The sequence below is a fragment of the Streptomyces sp. TRM49041 genome (assembly GCF_008271805.1).
GTDB lineage: Bacteria > Actinomycetota > Actinomycetes > Streptomycetales > Streptomycetaceae > Streptomyces.
Genome location: NZ_VSRY01000091.1, coordinates 61,995 through 87,048 on the forward strand (window position 1 = coordinate 61,995; position 25,054 = coordinate 87,048).

Here is a 25,054-nt window from a genome sequence, read left to right on the forward strand (position 1 = left end):
TGGCCGGACGGCACCGTCCGTCCGGCCCGGTGCCCCGGTCCTCTCGTGGCTGGGTGGCGGCTAGCGCGCCGCTGTCCGCCGCAGGGGCTCGGGGGCGCCACTCGCCCTGCGCGGCGCCGACGGACCGTTGTCCACGCCGCTCTCCGCGAGGTCGCTCGGCGGGGACGCAGAGTGGGGGTGCCGTCCGCCGCGGCCCTCGCCCAGCACCTGCCAGCCGTCGTGGGTCAGGGTGATGTAGGCGCCGCAGCGGAGCCCGTGGAGTGTGCAGGCGTCCCGCAGACCCCACATCCACGCCCCGTCCTCCTCCGTCCAGCGCGCGTCACCGTCACGGCAGTAGAGCAGGACCGCGGTACGCACCGGGGTGCGGCGCCGCAGATCGTGCGGGACGACCCGGCGCAGATGCGCGAGCAGCGCGTTGCGGAACTCCCAGCCGTCCGCCGGTGTCGCTTGCCGGGGTGTGAACGAGGCGCTGGCGGTGAGCCGTTCCTCGTGGTCGAGTACGGCGACGACGGCCGTCGCGGGACTCGGCCGGTGACGGGCGTGCAGTCCGGTGACGACTTCACGAGGGTTGCGTAGCAGGGGAATTCCGGCAGCCGCCCACTCGGCGGGCTCGAGCATACGGGCGAGACGGCTGGCAGTGGCGGCCGGTGTGGACAACGAGCCGGCTGCGGACGGAGCGAATCCGAAGGTCACGGTCCTCCCTTCGCATACGCGCCCACAGTGCGGGCAGGGTCGGGTGAGGGCGCGCCGCGACACGGCCCTTCGGACCGCGAACAGACCGTGCTGGGGCGGAATCCAATTCTTGCGGGCGTCATGGGTGGGCGGCAACGAGCAATTGGGGCCCCTGACGGGAATGGGCTGGTATGACACCCAATTCCCGGCCGCAGTAATTCCGTTTCCCGCCCCCGTCACCCCGCGACGGCCAGGACCAGCGGAAACACCCCCGGTGCACCGGCCCGCCGGAGCAGGCGCGCCGCGACGGCGAGCGTCCAGCCGCTGTCCGCGAAGTCGTCGACCAGCAGCACCGGCCCGCCCAGCGACGACAACCGGTCGGCAAGATCGGCCGGAACGGTCAGCGCCCGGTGCAGACCGCACAGACGCTGGGCGCTGTTGGTCCGTGAGATCCGCGCGTCCACCGCCTCCGGGGTGTACGTGACGGAGCCCAGCAGCGGCATCCTGCCGACCTCCGCGATCCGCCCGCCCAGCGAAGCCACCAGTCGGGGACGGCTGCGCGAGTCGACCGTGACCACCCCGGCCGGACGGGGTGGCGCCTCCGCACCGCCGGACGCCCAGCCGCCCGGCCCCTTGGCCCAGTCGGCCAGGACCCGCACCACCGCCTCGACCACATCGTCGGGCACCGGCCCGTCCGGTGCCCGCTCCGCCAGCATCGGCCGCAGCCGGTTGCCCCAGCCGATGTCCGACAGCCGCCCGAGCGCCCGGCCCGGGAACGACTGCTCCCCGGCCGGGATACGGCCCTTGAGGTCGACGCCGACCGCCGGCAGCCCCGTGGGCCACATCTTGCGCGGCTCGACCTCCACCCCGGGCCTGTTCAGCTCACCGCGCGCTGTTTCCAGAGTGGTGGCTGACACCTTGGGGTCGAAGCGCGGCCCCGCACAGTTGTCACAACGGCCGCACGGCGTCGCCTCCTCGTCGTCCAACTGTCGCCGCAGGAACTCCATACGGCAGGCGTCCGTCGTGACGTAGTCGCGCATCGCCTGCTGCTCGGTCGCCCGTTGCCGCGCCACCCAGGCGTACCGCTCCGTGTCGTAGGACCAGGGTCGGCCCGTGCTCGTCCAGCCGCCCTTCACCCGGCGTACCGCCCCGTCCACGTCGAGGACCTTGAGCATGGTCTCCAGCCGGGCACGCCGAAGCTCGACCAGCGGCTCCAGCGCCGGCAGTGACAGAGGCCGGTCGGCGTGCGCCAGGACGTCCAGGGTGCGCCGCACCTGCTCCTCGGGAGGGAAGGCCACCGAGGCGAAGTACTGCCAGATCGCCTCGTCCTCCCGGCCGGGCAGCAGCAGCACCTCGGCGTGCGCCACACCGCGGCCGGCCCGGCCCACCTGCTGGTAGTAGGCGATGGGGGAGGAGGGGGAGCCGAGGTGCACCACGAACCCCAGGTCCGGCTTGTCGAAACCCATGCCCAGGGCCGACGTGGCGACCAGGGCCTTGACCCGGTTGGCGAGGAGATCCTCCTCCGCCTGGCGGCGGTCCGCGTTCTCCGTGCGGCCCGTGTACGAGGCCACTGCGTACCCGCACTGCCGCAGATGCGCGGCGACCTCCTCCGCCGCCGCGACCGTGAGCGTGTAGATGATCCCCGAGCCCGGAAGCTCACCGAGATGGTCGGCGAGCCAGGCCAGCCGGTGCGCCGCGTCGGGCAACTGGACGACACCCAGCCGCAGGCTTTCGCGGTCCAGCGGGCCGCGCAGCACCAGGGCGTCGGAGCCCGCCGTGGTGCCCAGCTGCTCGGCGACGTCCGCCGTCACCCGCGCGTTGGCCGTCGCGGTGGTCGCCAGGACCGGCACACCCGGCGGCAGCTCCGCCAGCATGGTGCGCAGCCTGCGGTAGTCGGGGCGGAAGTCGTGCCCCCAGTCCGAGATGCAGTGCGCCTCGTCGACCACGAGCAGGCCCGTCGCCGCGGTCAGCCGGGGCAGCACCTGATCGCGGAAGTCGGGGTTGTTCAGCCGTTCCGGCGAGACCAGGAGCACATCGACCCCGCCCTGTGCGATCTCCTCCTGGACGGTCTCCCACTCCTCCGTGTTCGACGAGTTGATCGTCCGGGCGTGGATACCGGCCCTGGCCGCGGCCTCCACCTGGTTCCGCATGAGCGCGAGCAGTGGCGAGACGATCACCGTCGGGCCGCCGCCCCGGGCCCGCAGCAGCGCCGTGGCCACGAAGTACACGGCCGACTTGCCCCAGCCGGTGCGCTGCACGACCAGCGCCCGTCTGCCATGCGCGACCAGCGCCTCGATGGCCCGCCACTGGTCCTCGCGCAGCTTCGCCGCACCGGTGGCGTCGCCGACCAGGCGGGCCAGCACGGCGTCCGCTGCCGCACGCAGATCTCCGTCGTTCGTGTGCTCCATGCCTCACATGGAACAGCACCACACCGACAACCGGCGAACGGGCCGCCGCGCCCTGTGGACAACGTTATCCACAGGGGTCGACGGGATGGCGGCTGTGACGGGACCGTCGAGCCATGAACGCACACCACGACAACACGGGTCCCCACGACGCACACCCGCCGTCCGGCAGCCCGCTCCCCGTCCGCTCGACCGGTTTCACCGAGGAGCCGCAGATCACCCTGCGAGGGCCGGCGGAACTGGCCGACGCGCTGCCCTACATGCTGGGCTTCCACCCGACCGACTCCGTAGTTCTGCTGGCGCTGCACGGAGAGCTCGGCCGCTTCGGCGGGCGGCTCAGGCTGGGCATTCCGCGCTCGCCCCGCGAATGGGCGCCCGTCGCCGAACAGCTCGCCGAATGCCTGGTCGAAGGCTGCGAGCGGCGCGGCTCCCGGCCGGACGGCATCGTCGTCTTCCTCTGCCAGGACCCGGCGGACGGGGAGAGCGGCCGACAGGTGATGGAGCGGCTGCGGCCCTTCGCCCAGAAGCTGCGCACGGCGTGCGGGGCACTCGACGTCCCGGTGTACGAGGCACTGTGCGTCTCCGCCGGCAGGTCCTGGTCGTACTGCTGCCCCGACAGTGACTGCTGCCCGCCCGACGGAACCCGGCTCGCCCCGCCCGGCACATCGGTGATGGCGGCCGCCGCGGCCTACGCGGGCATCCACGTCCGCGGCTCGCTGCGCGACATGGAGGCCAGGCTTAAGCCCCGGACGACCGCTGCCACCGTGGCCGAGCAGGAGCGGGCCCTGGACGCGGCGAGCGCCGCGCTCGTGCACCGCATGCTCGGCACGAAGGCCCGCAAACGTGTGCGGGACGACACGATCCTGCTGGCACACCGGCTGCTCGACCGGCTCACCGAGCACCCGCCCCTCGCCGACCAGGGCACGTGCGACGACAGGGACGACGCCCTCATCGGACACGAGGAGGCCGCCGAGCTGATCGTCGGCCTGCAGGACCGCCGCACCCGGGACCGCGCCGCCGAGTGGATGGAGGGCCCGGAGGCGGACCCCGCTCTCCGGCTGTGGCGGGCGCTGGCCCGCCGCTGCGTCGGCGCCTACCGGGAACACGCCGCCGCACCGCTCACCCTCGCCGGATGGGTCGCCTGGTCGACCGGCGACGAGCCGAGCGCCCGCGTCGCTCTGGGGCTCGCGCTGGAGGCCGACCCCGAGTACGTGTTCGCCCGGCTGCTGCACCAGGCGTGCAACGAGCAGCTGGACCCCGAGACCCTCCGCCAGTGCCTCCGCGGCGAGCGCGACGCCCGTACGGCGGCGGCCGAAGCACGGCGTGCGTCCGGCACACGGGGCAGGGCCCGAGGCAGCGGGGCGCGCGGGGTGCGGCGGAGGACGCGTACCCGCGCGGCAGTCCGGCCGCGGGCAGCCGGGAGCACTCCGCCCGCCGCGCCACACCCGTCCCGCCCCGCCGCGGTGCCCGTCCCCACGGCGACGCGCACCGGACGCGGCGGCGACCTCCAGGGGCAGCGCAGCGGCCGGGGCGGCACGCGGGACGGTGGACCGGGCGACGGTCTGCCCGGCAGCACCGGCACCGGCACCGGGCCCGGGAGCGGGAGCGGGACTGACAGTGGGAGTGGCCGGTGACGGCCGTGACCCCCACCCACGTACCACCGTTCACGTCTGTGGCGGAGTCGCCCGACCCGTGCCGCCGTACCTCCAGCGGCTGTCCGGAGCGCACAGAAGGCTCAGCAGACGAACCATGGACCTCACCGTCCCCTCCCCGACCTCCCGCCCCGCCGGACACACACCTGCCCGGAACCCCGGCGGTCAGACCCGTCCGCCGTCCGCCGTCGGCCACGGTCCGCCGCCCCCGGCAGGGCGCACCGGGGAACTGCCGTCCGTGCACCACGCCCTCGTCTGCGTCGCCCTCCCCGGCCTGGCGATCTCGGCGGAGCACGGCCAGCTCACCGGCCACGGCCTCGAAGGCGTCTACCGGTCGGGCCGACGGTTGCTCGCCCGCTGCCGGCTGCGGGTGTTCGGCCGCGAACCCATCACGCTCCAGGGCCGGCTCGCCTCCGCCGACCGGGCCCGGTTCCTCGGCGTTGTCCGTACCCCCGCCGACCCGGGCCCCGACCCCTGTGTCTCCGTGGAACGAACCCGGGACGCCGACGGCTCCGAGCGGATCACCCTGCGCAACGCGACGGGCCGCCCACTCCGGATCCCTGTCGAACTCGCACTCGGCACCGACCTCGCCGTCCTCGGCGCTGTCGCCTCCGGACGGCCAGGACCCGAACTGCGGGCCACCGTCCACGGGTCGGGGCTCCGCTGGTCGGCGTGGGACGGTGCCCAGGCCGTCGTCACCGCCGAACCCACGCCCGAGGACGCCCTGGCCTCCGCCGGACTGCTGCGCTGGGAGCTGGAGCTGGCCCCAGGAGCCGCCCGCACCATCGAACTGGGCGTCCACGCGGGGCGCACCTTCCGGCCGGCCGCCCGGACGGGTGGGCAGAGCCTCCTGGAGGCCCGCGCCGAGGGCGACGACCCCCGGACGGCGAAGCTGCTCCGGACCGCCCTCGACGATCTGCGGGCACTGCTTCTCCGCGACCCCGCGTACCCGGCGGACCTCCATCTCGCGGCAGGCGTCCCCTGGCGCACCGGCCTCGCCCCGGCCGAGGCGCTCTGGGCCGCCCGTATGGTCCTTCCGCTCGGCACCCGGCTCGCCGCGGACACCCTGCGCGGCGTCGCCCGCGGTGTACCCGCCGGGACGGGGCCGTCTGCCGGGCGGGTCCCAGGACCGCTCCGCGACGCGGGCCCCCACCTCCCGCCCGCCTGCACCGGCGTCGAAGCCACGCTCGCCTTCCCGGCCGTGCTCGCGGAGGCCCGTCTCTGGGGCCTCCCCGAACAGGGCCTGGCGGAGCTGCTGCCCACCGCCGAGCGATGCCTGCACTGGCTGCGAGAAGCGGTCGACGGCGACGGACTGGTGGCCGAGCCGGGCCCCGCCGGACAGGTACGGCGTGCCGAGACGCAGGCCCACGCCCACCGGGCCGCCCTGCTCGGCGCCGACCTTCTGGAGGCGTGCGACCGGCGCGGGGCCGACGACTGGCGCGACTGGGCCTCCGCCCTGCGCGGGCGCTTCCGCGAGGGCTTCTGGCTGGACGACCTGACGGGCGGGCGCCCGGCCTCGGGCCTCGCCGCCGACGGACGCCCCCTGCCGCACCTGGGCGGAGCCATGGCCCACCTCCTCGACACCGGCCTGCTCGGGTCGGGCCGCCGTGCGGAGGGCCTGCTGGACAAGGTGCAGACCGACCAGGTGGCGAGGCTGCTCGGCAGCCCCGCTCTCGATACCGGCTGGGGGCTGCGCAGTCTCGGGGCCAAGGAGCCGGGGCACAACCCGTTCGGTCACCGGGCAGGGGCAGTCCGCGTCCATGAGACAGCCGTCGCCGTGTCCGGGCTCGCCGCCGCGGGGTACGAGAAGGAGGCGTCCGGCCTGCTCCGGGGCATGCTCGACGCAGCCGAGGCGTTCGGGTACCGGCTCCCCGAGATATACGCGGGGGACCAGCGGACGGCGGACGGCGCACCCGTGCCGCACCCTGCCGCCTGTCGCCCGGCCGCCGTGGCCGCGGCCGCCGCCGTTCATGTGCTCACCGCTCTCGCGGGCATCCGCCCGGACGCACCGGCCCGCACAGTGGCGCTGCACCCGGTACGCTGCGCCCCCTTGGGGGCGATCCGGCTGGACGGGCTCAGTGTCGCGGGGGAGCCGTTCGCGGTGCGCGTGAGCAGACTGGGCCTCGGCATGGTCGAGGAGGCCGCCGCCGGACTTCAGTTGGGGGTGTGACCGCATGCGTGCCGCTGCCGGGGAACGGGCGGAGGAACGGCGAGGGGAACGGAACGAGCGACGGACGAGTGAACGGGGTGACCATGGAGGCGAGACCGCGTCGGAAGTCGTGAAGGTAGATCGCGACGGGCGTGTTTATCGTCAGGCAGACGACTATGATCGCGGCATGCCCCCCTACGACCCCTCGGCCTTCCCGCCCTTCGCCGTGACCGTCGACCTGGTCGTCCTCACGGTGCGCAGTGACGCCCTCTGCGCACTGGTCGTCCGGCGAGGGGAACCGCCCTTTCAGGGACGCTGGGCGCTGCCCGGGGGGTTCGTGCGGCCCGACGAGGACCTCGGGGCGGCCGCCGCCCGGGAGCTGTCCGAGGAGACGGGGCTCTGCGTGCACGATCCGGGCGATCCGTCGCCCGCGCCCGGGGCCGGTGCCCACCTGGAGCAGCTGGCCACCTACGGCGACCCCAAGCGCGACCCCCGTATGCGGGTCGTCAGCGTCGCCCACCTCGCCCTCGCGCCCGACCTGCCCGCGCCCCGGCCGGGCGGCGACGCCAACAGTGTGCGCTGGGCTCCCGTGGAGGAACTGCTCAGCCCCGAGACCGGCTTCGGCCGCGACGGGGAGCCGCCCGCCCCGCTCGCCTTCGACCACGCGCGCATTCTGGCGGACGGAGTCGAACGCGCCCGCTCCAAGATCGAGTACTCGTCGCTGGCCACTGCCTTCTGCCCGCCCGAGTTCACGGTCGGCGAGCTGCGGCGGGTGTACGAAGCGGTGTGGGGCGTGGCGCTCGACCCGCGCAACTTCCACCGGAAGGTCACCGGCACGCCGGGCTTCCTGGTGCCCGCCGGAGGCACCACCACGCGCCAGGGCGGCCGCCCCGCCCAGCTCTTCCGCGCGGGCGGCGCGACCCTGCTCAACCCGCCGATGCTGCGCCCGGAAGTCTGAGGGACGTATCTGAGGGACGTATACGGCAACGCCCGGGAATCCGGCGCCCGGGCCCTCGCACCCTTGCGTAAAAAGTCCGAAATGCCGGGTTATCGTGCTCCGGTACCCGCCCTGCCGCCGAGCGGTCTCATCTACCGCGAGAGAAGCGATGCTCCAGGCAATCGGACTCACCAGCACGCCCCGCCGGAACCGCCCGCCCGCCGTGGACGACCTCACCTTCGAGGCGAGGCCCGGTAAGGTCACCGTCCTCCTCGGCCCGCCCGGCTCCGGCAAGACAACCGCGCTGCGGCTGATGCTCGGCCTCGAACGGGGCCGGGGCGTCACCTACTTCCGAGGCCGGCCGCTGCATCGAGTCGCCCACCCGCTGCGCGAGGTCGGCGTGCTCCTCGGTGACGTACCCGGCCATCCCGCGCGGACCGTGCGCGGCCAGCTCAGGATGCTGTGCGCGGCCGCGGGCGTACCGGTCACCCGCGCCGACGACCTGCTCGGCGTCGTCGGCCTGGAGTCTCTCCGCGACCAGCGGCTCGGCGCCCTGTCCCGGGGGATGGACCGCCGACTCGGCGTCGCGGCGGCCCTGTTGGGCGACCCGCACACGCTGATCCTGGATGAGCCCGCCGCCGGGCTGTCGCCGCGCGAGGCCGGCCGGCTGCACGGCCTGCTGCGCACCCATGCCGCCCACGGCGGCACCGTCCTGTACACCACCGCCGACGCCAAGGCGGCCGCGCGCACCGCCGACCGGGTCGTCGCCGTGGCCGCAGGCCGGCTGGTCGCCGACCAGGACGCCGTCGCCTTCGCCCGTACGAGGCTCCGCCCTCGCGTCGCGGTCCGCACCCCGCACGCCACCCGCCTCGCCGCCCACCTCACCCGCGAAGCCCGCGCCGCCCGTCGCTCGGTCGAGGCCGTCGCCGACCACGGCAACCGGCTGTACGTGTACGGCACCGACTGCGCCGAGGTGGGCGAGGCCGCGTTCCGCCATGGCATCCTCCTCCACCGCCTGGCCGACGAGACAGGCCCCGTTCACGCTCCGACGGCTCCCGCAGCCGAGGAGAACGACCGACCCCCCGCACCAGCCCCCGAAAGTGCCGGCCCCGCAGCCCCCGCACCGACCGACGCCGGACCCGCACCCGCATCCGCACCCGACCTCGCACCCGGCCCCGGCCCCGGCCCCGGACCCGCACCCGGCCCCGGCTCCGCACCCTGCCCCGGCCCCGCACCCTGCCCCGGCCCCGCACCCGCACCCGCACCCGCCGACAGTCTCGCCTCCGCGCCGGAGCCCGACACCGGACCCGCCCGCGTCCCCACCTCCGCACCCGAGCCCGGTCAGGTTCGCGCTCACCACCGAGGCCACGCCACCCCATGCCACCCCACCCCCCGCACGCCCGAACGCGACGCCGTCAAACCGCGGCGCGGGCCCCTGCGGCCGCTCCGGTACGAGCTGCGGCGTATCGCGGGTGTGCCCTCGACCGCGGTCGTCCTCGGCGCCGCGGTCGTCGTGTCCGCCGTGCTCGCCGTGCTGCTGGCGCGCTTCGGGCGAGTGCCGCTGCCCGCCACCGTGGCCGCCTGGCCGGAGCTGCTGCCGCTGCCGCCTGCCGCGCTGGGGGCCGGGCTCATCGGGGCCTACTCCTTCGGGGACGAGTACCGGTACCCGGCGCTGCCCGCCTCCCTCGGAGCCGCCCCGCGCCGACTCGGCCTGCTGCTGGCCAAGCTCGCGGTGACGGCCGCCACAGCCCTGCTGCTCGCCGTCGTGGTCGCCGTCGTGGACCTGGAGGTGCTACGGCTTTTGTACGGCGGCGCGTTGATCCCGGTGCCCGGTAACTGGCCGTTGCTCTGCGGTGGTTGGATCGCTCTCCTGGTCGGCTGCGCATGGGCCGGTCTGCTTGCGGCCGGTGTGTTCCGGGTCGCCGCCGCCGGGTTCGCGGCCGTTCTCGCCGTACCGGTGCTGATCGCCCCGCTCGTCGAGAAGGCGCTCCTCGGCCCGTCTGTCCGCACCGTCGCCGGGTTGCCCGCGCGGCTCCGCGAACTGGCCTGGCCCCGCGGGCCCCGGGAGGCCGACCGCTGGGTCGACGGCGCTCTGCGGGTGATGGCCCAACCCGTCGGCGCGGCACTGGCCTTGTCCCTGACCGCGCTCCTCTGCGCGTTTCTGTTCGCGGGGATGCGTCGCAGAGCCCGTTGGTGATCAGCGTCGATCGACAAGTGATCGTTGCGCTTCAATCGGTCGCAGGCCCTTGGATTTTGCCCGCTTCCTTCCGATAAGGCGTCAATTGCAGAGCGGGCGCCGATCACCCTTTCGTGTGCTTTTCACCAAAGACCTCAAGGGCTCCGGAACCCGCGCCGACAAAGGATGCGTGAGTACCCTTGCGCACACCATGATGACCGCCGCCCGCCCCGCCGAGGCCCCCCTCGCCGCCACGGGCGGTCTCGACCGCTACCCCTACGGGGAGGCCCCCGCCGCAGACCGCGTCGGTGCGCCCTCCTGGGACACCACCGAAACGGAGTTGGGCCGCATGGGCCGCCGAGCGGCCGGCAACCGCGGCCGCGGACTCCACGGTCAACTCGTCCAGCAGCTCGGCCAGATGATCGTCTCCGGCGACCTCGGCGCCGACCGGCCGCTCGTCCCCGAGGAGATCGGCCAGCGCTTCGAGGTCTCCCGCACCGTCGTACGCGAGTCGCTCCGCGTCCTGGAGGCCAAGGGCCTCGTCAGCGCGCGGCCCAACGTCGGCACCCGCGTCCGCCCGGTCAGCGACTGGAACCTCCTGGACCCCGACATCATCGAGTGGCGAGCCTTCGGGCCCCAGCGCGACGACCAGCGCCGCGAGCTCGCCGAGCTCCGCTGGACCATCGAACCCCTGGCCGCCCGCCTCGCCGCGGGCCACGGGCGGCAGGATGTCCAGCAGCGCATCGGCGACATGGTCGAGATCATGGGGCACGCCCTCGCCCAGGGCGACGCGATCACGTTCTCGCGCGCCGACACCGAGTTCCACTCGCTCCTCATCCAGCTCGCCGGCAATCGCATGCTGGAGCACCTCTCCGGCATCGTCTCCGCAGCCCTCCAGGTCTCCGGCGCCCCGGCGATCAGCTGCGACCACCCCGGGGACTCCTGCCTCGCCCACCACTCCCGCATCGTCGAAGCCCTGGCCACCGGCGACGGTCAGGCCGCCGAGGCCGCCATGCGGCAGCTCCTCACCATTCAGCCCGACGTGGAACGGGTCGTGCCCGCTCCGCGCGAGCACTGACCGCGGCCCGTGACTGCGGGCCGCACGCACAGTGACGAACCGAGCTCGTGCGGAAGTGTCGTACGCAGGCGTGTCGCCGGGGCCTACTGGGTACCTGACCAATTCAGGTACTCGAAGGACCGGCGGCACGGCCCGGTGGCGCTCCGGCGACACGGGCGCCGATACGGCCCGGTGGCAGGATTGCGCGGCAATCATCCCATCTGGCCGTTTACTCCCGTTCTGCGGTGTGACTCGGGCCACGTGGATTGGGCGTAACGCTCCTCGAAGCACGGCGATGACTTAAGAGGTGATGGCCTAGAAGGGAATACGGCCGCCGTTGACGGCGCTGTGCACCTCCGAGGTTCAGCCCGCGTCGTCGGCTCACTCCCCGCCGGCGGTCGTCGGCTCCGGCCCGATCATGGGCGGGGCCGGAAGCCGTTTCCATCGTTCCGAGAGGTTGTTCGTGTCGGCCAGCACATCCCGTACGCTCCCGCCGGAGATCGCCGAGTCCGAGTCTGTGATGGCGCTCATCGAGCGGGGAAAGGCTGATGGGCAGATCGCCGGCGATGACGTGCGTCGGGCCTTCGAGGCTGACCAGATTCCGCCAACCCAGTGGAAGAATGTTCTGCGCAGCCTCAATCAGATCCTCGAGGAAGAGGGTGTGACGCTGATGGTCAGTGCAGCGGAGTCGCCTAAGCGCGCCCGCAAGAGCGTCGCAGCGAAGAGCCCGGCAAAGCGCACCGCCACCAAGGCCGTCACCGCGAGGACGACCGCTGCCAAGGCGGCCGCGTCCTCCCCGGCGGCCCCGGAGGCCCAGAGTGCGGACACTCCGGCCGACGAGGCCGGTACCCCTGCCAAGAAGACCGCCGCGAAGAAGACCGCGGCGAAGAAGACGGCCGCGAAGAAGACCGCGGCCAAGAAGACGACGGCCAAGAAGACGGCCGCCAAGAAGGACACCGAAGAGATCGTCGAGGGCGAAGAGGTCCTCGAGGAGGTCCAGCCCGGCAAGGGCGAGGAAGAAGAGACCGACGGTGAGGCCAAGGGCTTCGTCCTGTCCGACGAGGACGAGGACGACGCGCCCGCGCAGCAGGTCGCCGTGGCCGGCGCCACCGCCGACCCGGTCAAGGACTACCTGAAGCAGATCGGTAAGGTCCCGCTGCTCAACGCCGAGCAGGAGGTCGAGCTCGCCAAGCGCATCGAGGCCGGTCTGTTCGCCGAGGACAAGCTGGCCAACGCCGACAAGCTGGCGCCCAAGCTCAAGCGCGAGCTCGAGATCATCGCCGAGGACGGCCGGCGCGCCAAGAACCACCTGCTGGAGGCCAACCTCCGTCTGGTCGTCTCCCTCGCCAAGCGCTACACGGGCCGAGGCATGCTGTTCCTGGACCTGATCCAGGAGGGCAACCTCGGTCTGATCCGCGCGGTCGAGAAGTTCGACTACACCAAGGGCTACAAGTTCTCCACGTACGCCACGTGGTGGATCCGCCAGGCGATCACCCGCGCCATGGCCGACCAGGCCCGCACCATCCGTATCCCGGTGCACATGGTCGAGGTCATCAACAAGCTCGCGCGCGTCCAGCGCCAGATGCTCCAGGACCTGGGCCGCGAGCCCACGCCGGAGGAGCTGGCCAAGGAGCTCGACATGACCCCCGAGAAGGTCATCGAGGTCCAGAAGTACGGCCGCGAGCCCATCTCGCTGCACACCCCGCTCGGCGAGGACGGTGACAGCGAGTTCGGTGATCTGATCGAGGACTCCGAGGCGGTCGTGCCGGCCGACGCGGTCAGCTTCACGCTCCTCCAGGAGCAGCTGCACTCGGTGCTCGACACGCTCTCCGAGCGTGAGGCGGGCGTCGTCTCCATGCGCTTCGGCCTCACCGACGGTCAGCCGAAGACGCTGGACGAGATCGGCAAGGTCTACGGCGTGACCCGTGAGCGGATTCGCCAGATCGAGTCCAAGACCATGTCGAAGCTGCGCCACCCGTCGCGCTCCCAGGTCCTTCGGGACTACCTCGACTGAGCGACGTCCTGACGAGGTCTGACGAGGTCCTGACGAGCTCATGGCCCTGACGAAGCCTGCTACGCCCGGAGGGCCCGGTTCCTGAGAAGGAGCCGGGCCCTCCGGCGTTGCGCGGGTGCGGGCTGTCGCATCCTGACTGACGCTGAGTGAACAATCTGCTTCTCTGAGTCAGGAGGCCGAATGCGCGGAACGCGTCATCCCAGCAGCAGGAAGCGGGCGGCAGCCGCCGCCCTCATCGCGGCGGCGGTCGTCGCGCCGCTTGTGGCACCCGCCCCCGCGACCGCCGACAGCGGTGTCGTCGGCGGGCAACAGACGCGCGTCTCCGAGGCGCCCTGGGTGGTGGCACTGTCCAGCCGTGACCAGTTCGGGCGCATGCGGGCGGGGCAGTTCTGCGGCGGCGTGGTCATCGCCCCGGCGAAGGTGGCCACCGCCGCGCACTGCTTGAGGGAGGATGTGCTGGGTGTACACCCCAGCCGGCTCCGGGACCTCAAGATCATCGCGGGCCGTACGGAGCTGCGGGGGAGCGGTGGCTTCGAGATGCCCGTCAAGAGCATGTGGGTCAACCCCGCGTACGACCCGGAGACCCAGGCGGGCGACGTCGCCGTACTGACCCTCGCCGCGCCCCTGCCGCCCGGCCACACCCTGCCCGTGGCGCCCAAGGGCGACACCGCGTACGCGCCCGGTACGTCGGCGACGGTGTACGGCTGGGGGGACACCACGGGTATCGGTACGTACGCGTACGGGCTCCGCGCCGCACAGGTGTACGTCCTGCCCGACGCATCCTGCGCACGTGCCTACCCGGCCGGCAAGGGCCCTTCCCGGTACCTCCCCGACACGATGCTGTGTGCTGGGCATCCCGAGGGCGGCCGTGACGCCTGCCAGGGCGACAGCGGCGGTCCGCTGGTCGCGCGGGGGCGGCTCATCGGCCTGGTCTCCTGGGGGAGCGGCTGCGGCCGGGCGGACAGCCCGGGCGTCTACACCCGCGTCTCGGCGGTCCTTCCCGAGCCCCTGACGTCCCATGTCCCGGGTGTCTTCCTGCCGTGACGGCCCGCCCGGCTCCGCACGTGCCGAGGCCCCGGGATGGTGTCCCGGGGCCTGATGGTCGGGTCGGGGGTACGGGACGGACGGCCCAGCCCTTGGTCAGGGGAGGCCGCCCGTGTCCGAGACCTGGGGGTCGGCTCGTCGTGGATGCGCGTGTCAGCGGTCCTCGTCGCCTGCGCCGGCCGGCACCGTGGTGAGCCGGTCGGTCTCATCCTGTATCTCCGCGGCGATCTTCTTCAGTTCCGGCTCGAACTTGCGACCGTGGTGGGCGCAGAAGAGCAGTTCGCCACCGCTTGTCAGCACGACGCGCAGATATGCCTGGGCGCCGCAGCGGTCGCAGCGGTCGGCGGCCGTCAGCGGGCTCGCGGGGGTCAGAACAGTAGTCACGTCGCCTCTTCTCTAGCTCGACGAGCTGTCGTACCAGGGTCAACATCCAACCAGGCCGAAAACGTTCCCGCTCGCGGCTTTTCCTCGAAACTTTTTCAAGGCGGCTGTCTGCTGCCGGTTGGCGGCGAATGAGCCGTATTGCCGTGTCGCCGTGCGTTACGGGTTTCGCGTTGCTTGTCTCGTATGTCCCCCCGGCTGGGTTGCCGGTTGTTCATGAGGACGTGCCCGGAGCCTAAATGGTTCATGCCTGGAAGGGAACGTGATGTCCACGTCACCCGACCGAGGGATCGAACATGCATGCGACTCTGGACTAGCATGAGTTTTCACGAGGGTGGCGTTACACCGGCTCTACCAGGGCTCTGTACGCTCGGACCGGCACAGAAGCCGAGCCTTTACCCCCATGGGCCAGAACTCAAATTCAGCGAGGAGCGAACCGCGTGACCGCCGAGACGTCCGTTCCGTCCAGTGCGCTGCTGACCGCAGACCGTGACGGTTCCAACTACACCGCGCGGCACCTGCTCGTACTCGAGGGGCTCGAAGCGGTTCGCAAACGCCCCGGCATGTACATCGGGTCCACCGACAGTCGCGGTCTCATGCACTGCCTCTGGGAGATCATCGACAACTCCGTCGACGAGGCCCTCGGCGGCTACTGCGACCACATCGACGTGACACTCCACGACGACGGCTCCGTGGAGGTCCGGGACAACGGCCGCGGCATCCCCGTCGACGTCGAGCCCAAGACCGGGCTCTCCGGCGTCGAGGTCGTCATGACCAAGCTGCACGCCGGCGGCAAGTTCGGCGGCGGTTCCTACGCCGCGTCCGGCGGTCTGCACGGCGTGGGTGCCTCCGTGGTGAACGCCCTGTCGGCCCGCCTCGACGTCGAGGTCGACCGGAGCGGCGCCACGCACGCGATCAGCTTCCGCCGCGGCGTCCCCGGCATCTTCACCGAGTCCGGCCCCGACGCCCCCTTCGACCCGGGCAACGGCCTCCGCAAGGGCAAGCGCGTCCCCAAGACCCGCACCGGCACACGCGTGCGGTACTGGGCGGACCGGCAGATCTTCCTCAAGGACGCCAAGCTCTCCCTGGAGACCCTGCACCAGCGCGCCCGGCAGACCGCCTTCCTCGTCCCCGGCCTCACCATCGTCGTCCGCGACGACCGCGACCTCGAGGGCGTCGGCAAGAGCGAGGAGGTCTTCCGCTTCGACGGCGGCATCAGCGAGTTCTGCGAGTTCCTCGCCCAGGACAAGGCCGTCTGCGACATCCTCCGCCTCACCGGCCAGGGCACCTTCAAGGAGACCGTGCCCGTCCTCGACGAGCGCGGCCACATGACCCCCACCGAGGTCACCCGCGAGCTCGGCGTCGACGTCGCCCTCCGCTGGGGCACCGGCTACGACACGACGGTCAGGTCGTTCGTCAACATCATCGCCACCCCCAAGGGCGGCACCCACGTCACCGGCTTCGAGCGCGCCGTCACCAGGACTGTGAACGAGGTGCTGCGCGCCTCCAAGCTGCTTCGCGTCGCAGAGGACGACATCGTCAAGGACGACGCACTGGAGGGCCTCACCGCCGTCGTGACCGTCCGGCTGGCCGAGCCGCAGTTCGAGGGCCAGACCAAGGAGGTCCTCGGGACGTCCGCCGCCAACCGGATCGTCGCCAACGTCGTCGCCAAGGAACTCAAGGCGTTCCTGACCTCCACCAAGCGCGACGCCAAGGCCCAGGCCCGCGCCGTGCTGGAGAAGGCCGTCGCCGCTGCCCGCACCCGTATCGCGGCCCGCCAGCACAAGGAGGCCCAGCGCCGCAAGACCGCGCTGGAGACCTCGTCGCTGCCCGCCAAGCTCGCCGACTGCCGCAGCGACGACGTCGAGCGCAGCGAGCTGTTCATCGTCGAGGGTGACTCCGCGCTCGGTACGGCCAAGCTCGCCCGGAACAGCGAGTTCCAGGCCCTGCTGCCGATCCGCGGCAAGATCCTCAACGTCCAGAAGTCGTCCGTCTCGGACATGCTGAAGAACGCCGAGTGCGGCGCGATCATCCAGGTCATAGGGGCCGGATCCGGCAGGACCTTCGACCTCGACGCCGCCCGGTACGGCAAGATCGTGCTGCTCGTCGACGCCGATGTCGACGGCGCGCACATCCGCTGCCTGCTCCTCACGCTCTTCCAGCGGTACATGCGCCCCATGGTGGAGGCCGGCCGCGTCTTCGCCGCCGTACCGCCGCTGCACCGCATCGAGCTCATCCAGCCCAAGCGTGGCCAGGACAAGTACGTGTACACGTACTCGGACAGCGAGCTGCGGCAGACGCTGCTGGAGTTCCAGCGCAAGGGCGTCCGGTTCAAGGACTCCATCCAGCGCTACAAGGGCCTCGGCGAGATGGACGCCGACCAGCTCGCGGAGACCACCATGGACCCGCGCCACCGCACCCTGCGCCGGATCAACATCGGCGACCTGGAGGCGGCGGAGCAGGTCTTCGACCTGCTGATGGGCAACGACGTGGCGCCCCGCAAGGAGTTCATCACCAGCTCGGCGGCCACGCTCGACCGCTCCCGCATCGACGCCTGAGGGCCGCCTCCCTCCGTCGTCCGTCTCGGTCGTCCTTCTCCGGCGGCCCGCTCCGTCCGCCTCCCCCTCCCGGCACCACTCATACAGAAGCCCACCGGCCGGAATTCGCCCCGGCCGGTGGGCTTCTGCAGGTCCAACATCACCTGATGGGGTGAAGTGCCCGAGAGAAGAGTCCGGGATCTTCCCGTTCTGCCCATGCTTGGGTCATGCGGCCGAAACGGTTCGCTGACAAGGAGAGTTCATCGGTGGACAACTGGGAAGGACGCGACGCCGCCGCGACGCGGATCGAAGATCCCTGGTACGACGCACTGGCCACCGGATGGGGCGAGCTGGACGGGGGGACGGCACAGCCGCACCCGCCCCCGCCCGGGCCGGCGGCCGCCGAGCGGCGCCCCAGCGCGGCCGACATCTATCTGGAGGTGCAGCGCAGCCCCGCCTTCCAGGAAGTCCGCGGCCGCTACCGACGGTTCGTCGCACCGGCGACCCTCGCGTTCCTCGGCTGGTACCTCGCCTATGTGGTCGCAGCGACCGCCGCGCCCGGCCTGATGTCCCGGCCGGTCCTGGGCGCGGTGAACGTGGCGATGGTCGCCGGCCTCGGGCAGTTCCTCACCACCGCCCTGCTCACCTGGGCGTATTCCCGCCACGCGCGCGTGCACCGGGACCACGCCGCACTCGAACTGCGCTGGGACACACAGCAGATGACCCGGGAGGCGAGCATTGACCGGTGACCACCAGACCCTGGCCCTGCTGCTGTTCAGCGTGTTCGTGGCGGTGACGCTCGGCATCACCACCTGGGCGAGCCGCAGACGCCACGGCTCGGCGGAGGAGTTCTACGCCGGGGGACGGCTCTTCTCGCCGATGGAGAACGGCTTCGCCATCTCCGGCGACTACATGTCCGCCGCGTCCTTCCTCGGCATCTCCGGGCTCATCGCGCTCAACGGCTACGACGGCATGCTGTACTCCGTCGGCTTCCTCGTGGCCTGGCTGGTCGTGCTCTTCCTCGTCGCCGAACTCGTCCGCAACTGCGGGCGCTTCACCCTCGCCGACGTCGTCGCCGCGCGCATGGGCGAGCGACGGATCCGGACCGCGCTGGGAACCTCGTCGGTGGCCGTGTCCGTGCTCTACCTGGTGGCCCAGATGGTCGGCGCGGGCAGCCTCGTCGCCCTGCTGCTGGGCGGTACGAGCGGTGCCGCTCGCTCGTGGACCGTCGTCGGTGTGGGCGCCCTGATGGTGATCTATGTGTCGCTGGGCGGGATGCGCGCCACGACCTGGATCCAGATCGTCAAGGCGGTCCTGCTGATGACCGGCGCGCTCGCGCTGACCGTGCTCGTACTGCTGCGCTTCGGCGGCGACTTCGACGCGCTGCTGACCACCGCCGCGGACCGCAGCGGCCACGGCAGGGACTTCCTCGGCCCCGGCCTCAGTTACGGCGGGGACTGGACCGCGCGGCTCGACTTCATCAGTCTCGGGCTCGCCCTGGTTCTCGGCACGGCCGGGCTGCCGCACATCCTGGCCCGCTTCTACACCGTGCCCACCGCGCGGTCCGCACGTCGCTCGGTCGTCTGGTCCATCGGCCTCATCGGCAGCTTCTACCTCATGACGATCGTGCTCGGTTTCGGCGCCGCGGCCATCGTAGGTACGGACGCGGTGCGCGCGTCCAACGCGGCAGGGAACACCGCGGTGCCGCTGCTCGCCCTCGACCTCGGCGGGGGAGCGGGGTCCACCGGCGGCGCCGTCCTCTTCGCGGTGGTCGCCGCCGTGGCCTTCGCGACCATCCTCGCAGTCGTCGCCGGCATCACCCTCGCCTCGTCCACCTCGGTCGCCCACGACCTGTACGCCTCGCTGACCCGGGGCCGGGACGGCAGCGGCGCAGGGCGGTACAGCGAGGTCGCCGTCGCACGCGTGGCCGCCGTGGTCATCGGAGCGGTCGCCATCGGCCTCGGCCTGCTCGCCCAGGACCTGAACGTGGCGTTCCTCGTCGGGCTCGCCTTCGCGGTCGCCGCGTCCGCCAACCTGCCCGTGCTCCTGTACTCGCTCTTCTGGCGCCGGTTCACCACGCGCGGCGCGGTGTGGTCCGTGTACGGCGGCCTGATCCCCGCGGTCCTCCTGGTCGCGCTCTCACCCGTCGTGTCGGGCAGCCCAGAGGCGCTGTTCCCGGGCGTGGACCTCCACCTCTTCCCGCTCCAGAACCCGGGCGTGGTCTCCATCCCCCTCGGCTTCCTCACCGGCTGGCTCGGCACGGTCACATCGCCGGAACCACCGGACCCGGCCACGTACGCGGAGACGGAGGTCCGCGCCCTGACCGGAGCGGGAGCGGTCTGACCCCACATGGTCAGATCACCGCCCGGGTCCCGCCCTCCGGGCACCCTCCTCCGGGCTCAGGGCGGCGCGGGTCGCGTCCGGTGCGGTGTCCGGTGAGGGCTCCGCGAGGGCCTCCGGGAGTGTGACCGTGAACTCGGCGCCGCCGCCCGCCGCCGTACCCAGGCCGACGTCGCCGCCGTGGCGCTCCGCGAGGCGGCGGACCAGGGCCAGGCCCAGGCCGCGGCCGGCGCCGTGGGAGGGACGGCGCTTGGTGGACCAGCCCTCCGTGAACACCGCCTCCCGGTGCTCCGTCGGGACGCCCGGGCCGCTGTCCGCGACCCTAAGCACCGCCGTACGGCCCCGTACGCACAGCTCCACCTCGACCCATGGCTCCCTGGACCCGACCGCCGCGTCCACGGCGTTGTCGACCAGGTTGCCGACCACCGTGACCAGCTCGCTCGGTGCGACCAGCCGGTCCGGCAGCAGCGAGCCGGGGGCGATCCGCAGGGCCACGCCCCGCTCGCCCGCGACGGTCGCCTTGCCCACCAGCAGCGCCGCCACCAGCGGATCGTGGACCTTCTCGGTGACCTGCTCGGCGGTCGTCCGGTGCACCCCCACGACCTCGGTGAGGAACTCCGCCGCCTCGTCGTGCAGCCCCAGCTCCAGGAGGCCCAGCAGCGTGTGCATCCGGTTGGCGTGCTCGTGGTCCTGCGCCCGCAGCGCGTCGATCAGGCCACGGGTGGCGTCCAGCTCGCGGCCCAGCCGCTCCAGCTCCGTACGGTCCCGCAGGGTCACCACAGCGCCCCCGTCGTCCGTCGGCATGCGGTTCGCCACCAGCACCCGCTGGCCCCGCACCGCCACCAGGTCGTCGCCGGTGACCCGGCCGGCCAGCACATCCGTCGTACGGCCGTCACCGAGGACTTCGTCCAGCGCCCGGCCGGTGACCTCGGGCCCGAGGCCCAGCAGCCGCTGCGCCTCGTCGTTGAGCAGCCGGATCCGCCCCTTCCCGTCCAGCGCGACGAAGCCCTCCCGGATGCCGTGCAGCATCGCCTCCCGCTCCGCGAGCAGCGCCGCGATATCGGAGAACGCAAGGTCACGGGTCTGCCGCTGGATACGCCTGGCGATCAGCCACGCGGCCAGCGCCCCCGCCGCCAGCGCCCCGCCCGAGTACGCCAGCAGCCCCGGGATCGCCGCCAGGAACCGGCCGCGCACACTGTCGTACGCGATACCGACGGACACCGCCCCGACGATCTCACCGTCCCGGTCACGCAGCGGCACCTTCCCGCGCGCCGTACGCCCGAGCGTGCCGCTGTCGATCTCCAGCACGTCCCGGCCGGCCAGCGCCTGGCTCGGGTCGGTGGACACGACCCCGCCGATCCTGCTGGGCTCCGTGTGCGACCAGCGGACCCCGCGCAGGTCCATGACCACCACGTATTCGGCGCCCGTCGCCCGTCTGATCCGCTCGGCCTCGGCCTGCACCGGGCCGTGCTCCGACGGAGGCGAGCCCAGCAGCTCCCCGGCGAGCCTGGCGGACGCCGTGGTCTGCGCGATGGCGTGGGCCCGGCGCATCGCCTGCTCGTCCAGCTGCCTGCTGAGCGGCGCCAGGAACAGGCCCGTGATCAGGATCGTCACCCCGGCCGCCACGGCCACCTGCATCAGCAGCACCTGGGAGAACATCCGCCGCGGTCGCCACGGCCACCACCGCCGCCGTCGGCGCGCCGCGGACGGGCGGTCGACCGGGCTGCGGAGGGAGGACGTGGCCGGGACCGAGGTCATGGCGGGCACGGTAGACGCCCGGGCCGCCTCGCGGAATGGCCGCCGTCACGCCGACCGGGTCGGCCGACCCTTCCGCCGGCCCCGTCCCGCCTATCCTGAGGACCCCTCCGATCCCCGTGTCCGAGTCGGAGCCGACTGAGAAAGGTGCCCCTTGAGCGCGCAGCAGATTCCCGTCGTCGTTCTCGCGGGATTCCTCGGGTCCGGCAAGACCACCCTGCTCAACCACCTTCTGCGCAGCGCCCGCGGCACCCGCGTCGGCGTGCTGGTCAACGACTTCGGGTCCATCGAGATCGACGCCATGACCGTCGCCGGCCAGGTCGGCTCGACCGTCTCCCTCGGCAACGGCTGCCTGTGCTGCGCCGTCGACGCGAGCGAGCTCGACACCTACCTGGAGACCCTCGCCCGGCCCTCCTCCCGCCTCGACGTCATCGTCATCGAGGCCAGCGGCCTGGCCGAGCCGCAGGAGCTGGTCAGGATGATCCTCGCCAGCGACAACGAGCGGATCGTGTACGGCGGGCTCGTCCAGGTCGTGGACGCCACCGAGTTCGACGCCACCCGCGCCCGTCACCCGGAGACCGACCGGCACCTCGGCATCGCCGACCTGGTCGTCGTCAACAAGGCCGACCGCGTCCCGGACGAGGAACTGCGGCGGGTCCACACCACCGTCACCGGGCTCGCCGACCGCGCCGCCGTGGTCAGCGCCGCGTACGGACGCGTCGACCCCGAGCTGCTCTTCGACCACGCGGCCCGCGCCGAGGACCCCGACGGCACCCGCCAGCTGTCCTTCGAGGACCTGTACGCCGAGGCGCACGAGGCCGGACACCACGACCATCCGCACGCCGCGTACGAGACGGTGTCGTTCACCGCCGACGAGCCCATGCACCCGCGTCGGCTCATGGATTTCCTCGACTCCCGGCCCGACGGCCTCTACCGGATCAAGGGGTTCGTCGACTTCGGCGCCTCCGACCCCGGCAACCGGTACGCCGTGCACGCGGTGGGCCGCTTCCTGCGGTTCTACCCGCGGCCCTGGCCGTCCGGCGAGCGGCGCCGCACGCAGCTCGTGCTCATCGGCTCCGGCACGGACGCCGAGGCCCTCCGCAAGGCCCTCGACGCCTGCCGTGTGGCGGGCCCGCACGACGTGCCGGAGGAGCACACCATGTGGGGCGTCCTCCGCTACGTACCCGAGCCGGGGCAGGAAGCGGAGGACGACGCCTCCTGACCGCGGCCCCTGACGGCGGCCCCTGACCGCGGCCCCTGAGGACGGCCCCGTGACGGCCGTCCCGTGACGGCCGCGGCGGACGCCGTCCTCCGACGACCGCGCGGCGCTACGACGAGGGGCCCGCCAGCACCGCCACCGGCTTCACCAGCGGCGTGCCCGAGCCGTCCCGGCGCGGGTCCGGGTCCGGCAGCTCCACCGGCGACCCGTTCTTCTGCGCCGCCTTGGCCGGCGCCGCGCCCGCCCAGGCCAGCACCAGCACGTCCTCGCCCTTCAGGAACCGATGGCAGCGGACGCCACCCGTGGCCCGGCCCTTGCGCGGGTACTGGTCGAACGGCGTCAGCTTCGCAGACGTACCCACCGACGTGTCCAGCTGGCCACTGGAGCCGGCGACGGTGAACACCACCCCGTCGGCCGCGGGGTCCACGGCCGTGAACGAGATCACCTCGGCACCGGCCGCCAGCTTGACGCCCGCCATACCGCCCGCGGGACGGCCCTGCGGCCGTACCTGCGACGCCTGGAACCGCAGCAGCTGCGCATCGGACGTGATGAAGACCAGGTCCTCCTCGCCGGTCCGCAGCTCCGTCGCGCCGACGATCCGGTCGCCCTCCTTGAGGGTGATGACCTCCAGCTCGTCCTTGTTCGCCGGATAGTCCGGCACCACCCGCTTCACGACGCCCTGCAGCGTGCCGAGCGCCAGACCGGGCGACGACTCGTCGAGCGTGGTCAGGCAGACGACGCTCTCGTCCTTCTCCAGCGTCAGGAACTCCGACAGCGGCGCCCCGCCCGACAGGGTCGGCGCAGTCGCCGTGTCCGGCAGCTGCGGCAGGTCGATGACCGAGACCCGCAGGAGCCGCCCGGTGGATGTCACCGCGCCCACCGTGCCGCGCTGCGTCGCCGGAACCGCCGACACGATCACATCGTGCTTGGCGCGCTTGCCGCCGCTCTCCGGCAGCGGCTCACCGGTCGCCGTACGCGCCAGCAGCCCCGTCGAGGACAGCAGCACCCGGCACGGGTCGTCCGCCACCTCCAGCGGCACCGACGCGACCGACGTGCCGGCCGACTCCAGCAGCACCGTGCGCCGCTCCGTGCCGAACTTCTTCGCCACCGTGGCCAGCTCGGACGACACCAGCTTGCGCAGCTCGGCGTCCGAGTCCAGGATCCGCGTGAGCTGCTCGATCTCGCTGTTCAGCCGGTCCCGCTCGCTCTCCAGCTCCAGCCGGTCGAACTTGGTGAGCCGCCGCAGCGGCGTGTCCAGGATGTACTGCGTCTGGATGTCGCTCAGCGAGAACCGCTCGATCAGCCGCTCCTTGGCCTGCGCGGAGTTCTCGCTCGACCGGATCAGGCGGATGACCTCGTCGATGTCCAGGAGCGCCACGAGCAGGCCCTCGACGAGGTGGAGCCGGTCCTGCTTCTTGCCGCGCCGGAACTCGCTGCGCCGCCGCACCACCTCGAAGCGGTGGTCCAGATAAACCTCCAGCAGCTCCTTCAGGCCGAGCGTGACGGGCTGGCCGTCCACCAGCGCCACGTTGTTGATGCCGAAGGACTCCTCCATCGGCGTCAGCTTGTAGAGCTGCTCCAGCACCGCCTCGGGTACGAAGCCGTTCTTCACCTCGATGACCAGGCGCAGCCCGTGCGCACGGTCGGTCAGGTCCTTGACGTCCGCGATGCCCTGGAGCTTCTTCGAGTTGACCAGGTCCTTGATCTTGGCGATGACCTTCTCCGGGCCCACCGTGAACGGCAGCTCGGTGACGATCAGGCCCTTGCGGCGTGCCGTGACGTTCTCCACGGTCGCCGTCGCGCGGATCTTGAACGATCCGCGGCCCGACTCGTACGCGTCCCTGACGCCGTTCAGGCCCACGATCTTGCCGCCGGTCGGCAGGTCGGGGCCCGGCACGAACCGCATCAGGGTCTCCAGGTCGGCGCCCGGGTGCCTGATCAGATGCCGGGCGGCCGCGATGACCTCGCCCAGATTGTGCGGTGGCATGTTGGTCGCCATACCGACCGCGATCCCGGACGCGCCGTTGACCAGCAGGTTCGGGTAGGCGGCCGGGAGGGCGACGGGCTCGCGCTCCTGCCCGTCGTAGTTCGGGACGAAGTCGACGGTGTTCTCGTCGATCGACTCCGTCATCAGGGACGTCGCGTCGGCCATCCGGCACTCGGTGTACCGCATGGCGGCCGGCGGGTCGTCGTTGCCCAGCGAACCGAAGTTGCCGTGCCCGTCGACCAGCGGCAGGCGCATGGAGAACGGCTGCGCCATGCGCACCAGCGCGTCGTAGATCGACGCGTCACCGTGCGGGTGGAGCTTGCCCATCACCTCGCCGACGACCCGGGCGCACTTCACGAAGCCGCGGTCCGGCCGCAGGCCCATCTCGTTCATCTGGTACACGATCCGGCGGTGCACCGGTTTCATGCCGTCGCGTGCGTCCGGCAGAGCCCGGGAGTAGATCACCGAGTACGCGTACTCGAGGAAGGAGCCCTGCATCTCGTCGACGACGTCGATGTCGAGGATCCTCTCCTCGAACTCGTCGGGCGGCGTGGTCTTCGTGCTGCGGCGGGCCATCGCTGCTGCGGCTCCTTCACCAACAAGGTTGATCTGACGCGGACCATTGTGGACCGTCCCACTGACAGGACCGACCGCGACCCGGAAGAGGGACCTCGCGGGATCCCGGAAACTTAGCCGCGGCGCGGTGCGCTTGCATACAGTGGCAGGACT

17 protein-coding genes are annotated in these 25,054 nt (G+C 72.4%); 11 read left to right on the forward strand and 6 right to left on the reverse strand.

The annotated features are described in order from the left end of the window. Positions 1-60: 60 nt before the first annotated feature. Together FVS66_RS07995 and FVS66_RS08000 are read right to left on the reverse strand one after the other, a co-directional pair. Complete coding sequence (locus FVS66_RS07995; protein WP_149180308.1) at positions 61-693, reverse strand: hypothetical protein; 633 nt, start codon at positions 691-693, stop codon at positions 61-63. A 215-nt stretch (positions 694-908) separates the two neighbouring features. Further along, positions 909-3,080 carry a RecQ family ATP-dependent DNA helicase gene (locus FVS66_RS08000; protein ID WP_149180309.1) on the reverse strand — a complete coding sequence of 724 codons (2,172 nt, stop codon included), beginning with the start codon at positions 3,078-3,080 and terminating at the stop codon, positions 909-911. Between the two features lie 113 nt (positions 3,081-3,193). Between FVS66_RS08000 and FVS66_RS08005 the strand changes: the two genes are divergently transcribed. From FVS66_RS08005 to FVS66_RS08025, 5 genes are all read left to right on the forward strand, one after another. Then, positions 3,194-4,711 carry a DUF4192 domain-containing protein gene (locus tag FVS66_RS08005; protein WP_149180310.1) on the forward strand — a complete coding sequence of 506 codons (1,518 nt, stop codon included), beginning with the start codon at positions 3,194-3,196 and terminating at the stop codon, positions 4,709-4,711. Between the two features lie 115 nt (positions 4,712-4,826). Then, a complete protein-coding gene (locus tag FVS66_RS08010; protein WP_149180311.1) occupies positions 4,827-6,899 on the forward strand; it encodes a glycogen debranching N-terminal domain-containing protein in 2,073 nt (690 codons plus the stop codon). 166 nt (positions 6,900-7,065) lie between these two features. Further along, complete coding sequence (locus tag FVS66_RS08015; protein WP_149180312.1) at positions 7,066-7,836, forward strand: NUDIX domain-containing protein; 771 nt, start codon at positions 7,066-7,068, stop codon at positions 7,834-7,836. Positions 7,837-7,984: 148 nt separating this feature from the next. Then, positions 7,985-10,012, forward strand: coding sequence for an ATP-binding cassette domain-containing protein (locus FVS66_RS08020; protein ID WP_149180313.1), 2,028 nt, complete (start codon positions 7,985-7,987; stop codon positions 10,010-10,012). Between the two features lie 169 nt (positions 10,013-10,181). Beyond that, positions 10,182-11,069 (forward strand): FadR/GntR family transcriptional regulator, encoded by an 888-nt coding sequence (locus FVS66_RS08025; RefSeq protein ID WP_149180314.1) that lies wholly within the window; start codon positions 10,182-10,184, stop codon positions 11,067-11,069. Positions 11,070-11,429: 360 nt separating this feature from the next. Here FVS66_RS08025 and FVS66_RS34860 read toward each other — a convergent pair whose 3' ends face one another. Next, complete coding sequence (locus tag FVS66_RS34860) at positions 11,430-11,579, reverse strand: hypothetical protein (protein WP_187645443.1); 150 nt, start codon at positions 11,577-11,579, stop codon at positions 11,430-11,432. Between FVS66_RS34860 and FVS66_RS08030 the strand changes: the two genes are divergently transcribed. Both FVS66_RS08030 and FVS66_RS08035 read left to right on the forward strand, forming a co-directional pair. Then, positions 11,512-13,062, forward strand: coding sequence for an RNA polymerase sigma factor (locus FVS66_RS08030; protein WP_187645437.1), 1,551 nt, complete (start codon positions 11,512-11,514; stop codon positions 13,060-13,062). The genes FVS66_RS34860 and FVS66_RS08030 overlap by 68 nt on opposite strands. A gap of 180 nt (positions 13,063-13,242) precedes the next feature. Continuing rightward, positions 13,243-14,106, forward strand: coding sequence for a serine protease (locus FVS66_RS08035; protein WP_149180316.1), 864 nt, complete (start codon positions 13,243-13,245; stop codon positions 14,104-14,106). A 153-nt stretch (positions 14,107-14,259) separates the two neighbouring features. On the opposite strand, the gene FVS66_RS08040 is transcribed toward FVS66_RS08035, so the two are convergent. Further along, positions 14,260-14,490: a hypothetical protein gene (locus tag FVS66_RS08040; protein WP_149180317.1), complete on the reverse strand. Its 231-nt coding sequence runs from the start codon at positions 14,488-14,490 to the stop codon at positions 14,260-14,262. 437 nt (positions 14,491-14,927) lie between these two features. Here FVS66_RS08040 and FVS66_RS08045 point away from each other — a divergent pair, with 437 nt between their 5' ends. From FVS66_RS08045 to FVS66_RS08055, 3 genes are all read left to right on the forward strand, one after another. Further along, positions 14,928-17,045, forward strand: a complete 2,118-nt coding sequence (locus tag FVS66_RS08045) for a DNA topoisomerase IV subunit B (RefSeq protein WP_149180318.1) — start codon at positions 14,928-14,930, stop codon at positions 17,043-17,045. A 245-nt stretch (positions 17,046-17,290) separates the two neighbouring features. Further along, positions 17,291-17,773 (forward strand): DUF485 domain-containing protein, encoded by a 483-nt coding sequence (locus tag FVS66_RS08050; RefSeq protein WP_262386866.1) that lies wholly within the window; start codon positions 17,291-17,293, stop codon positions 17,771-17,773. Next, entirely contained in the window at positions 17,763-19,367 is a 1,605-nt protein-coding gene (locus FVS66_RS08055) for a cation acetate symporter (protein WP_149180320.1), read from the forward strand. Before FVS66_RS08050 ends, FVS66_RS08055 begins: the two co-directional genes overlap by 11 nt. Before the next feature lie 15 nt (positions 19,368-19,382). Here FVS66_RS08055 and FVS66_RS08060 read toward each other — a convergent pair whose 3' ends face one another. Then, on the reverse strand, positions 19,383-21,122 hold the full coding sequence (locus FVS66_RS08060) for a sensor histidine kinase (RefSeq protein ID WP_149180321.1): 1,740 nt from the start codon (positions 21,120-21,122) through the stop codon (positions 19,383-19,385). Between the two features lie 151 nt (positions 21,123-21,273). Between FVS66_RS08060 and FVS66_RS08065 the strand changes: the two genes are divergently transcribed. Next, positions 21,274-22,341, forward strand: a complete 1,068-nt coding sequence (locus FVS66_RS08065) for a GTP-binding protein (protein WP_149180322.1) — start codon at positions 21,274-21,276, stop codon at positions 22,339-22,341. A 106-nt stretch (positions 22,342-22,447) separates the two neighbouring features. On the opposite strand, the gene FVS66_RS08070 is transcribed toward FVS66_RS08065, so the two are convergent. Then, the gene (locus tag FVS66_RS08070) at positions 22,448-24,901 is read right to left on the reverse strand and encodes a DNA topoisomerase IV subunit A (RefSeq protein WP_149180323.1); all 2,454 of its coding nucleotides are present in this window, start codon (positions 24,899-24,901) and stop codon (positions 22,448-22,450) included. Positions 24,902-25,054 lie beyond the last annotated feature (153 nt).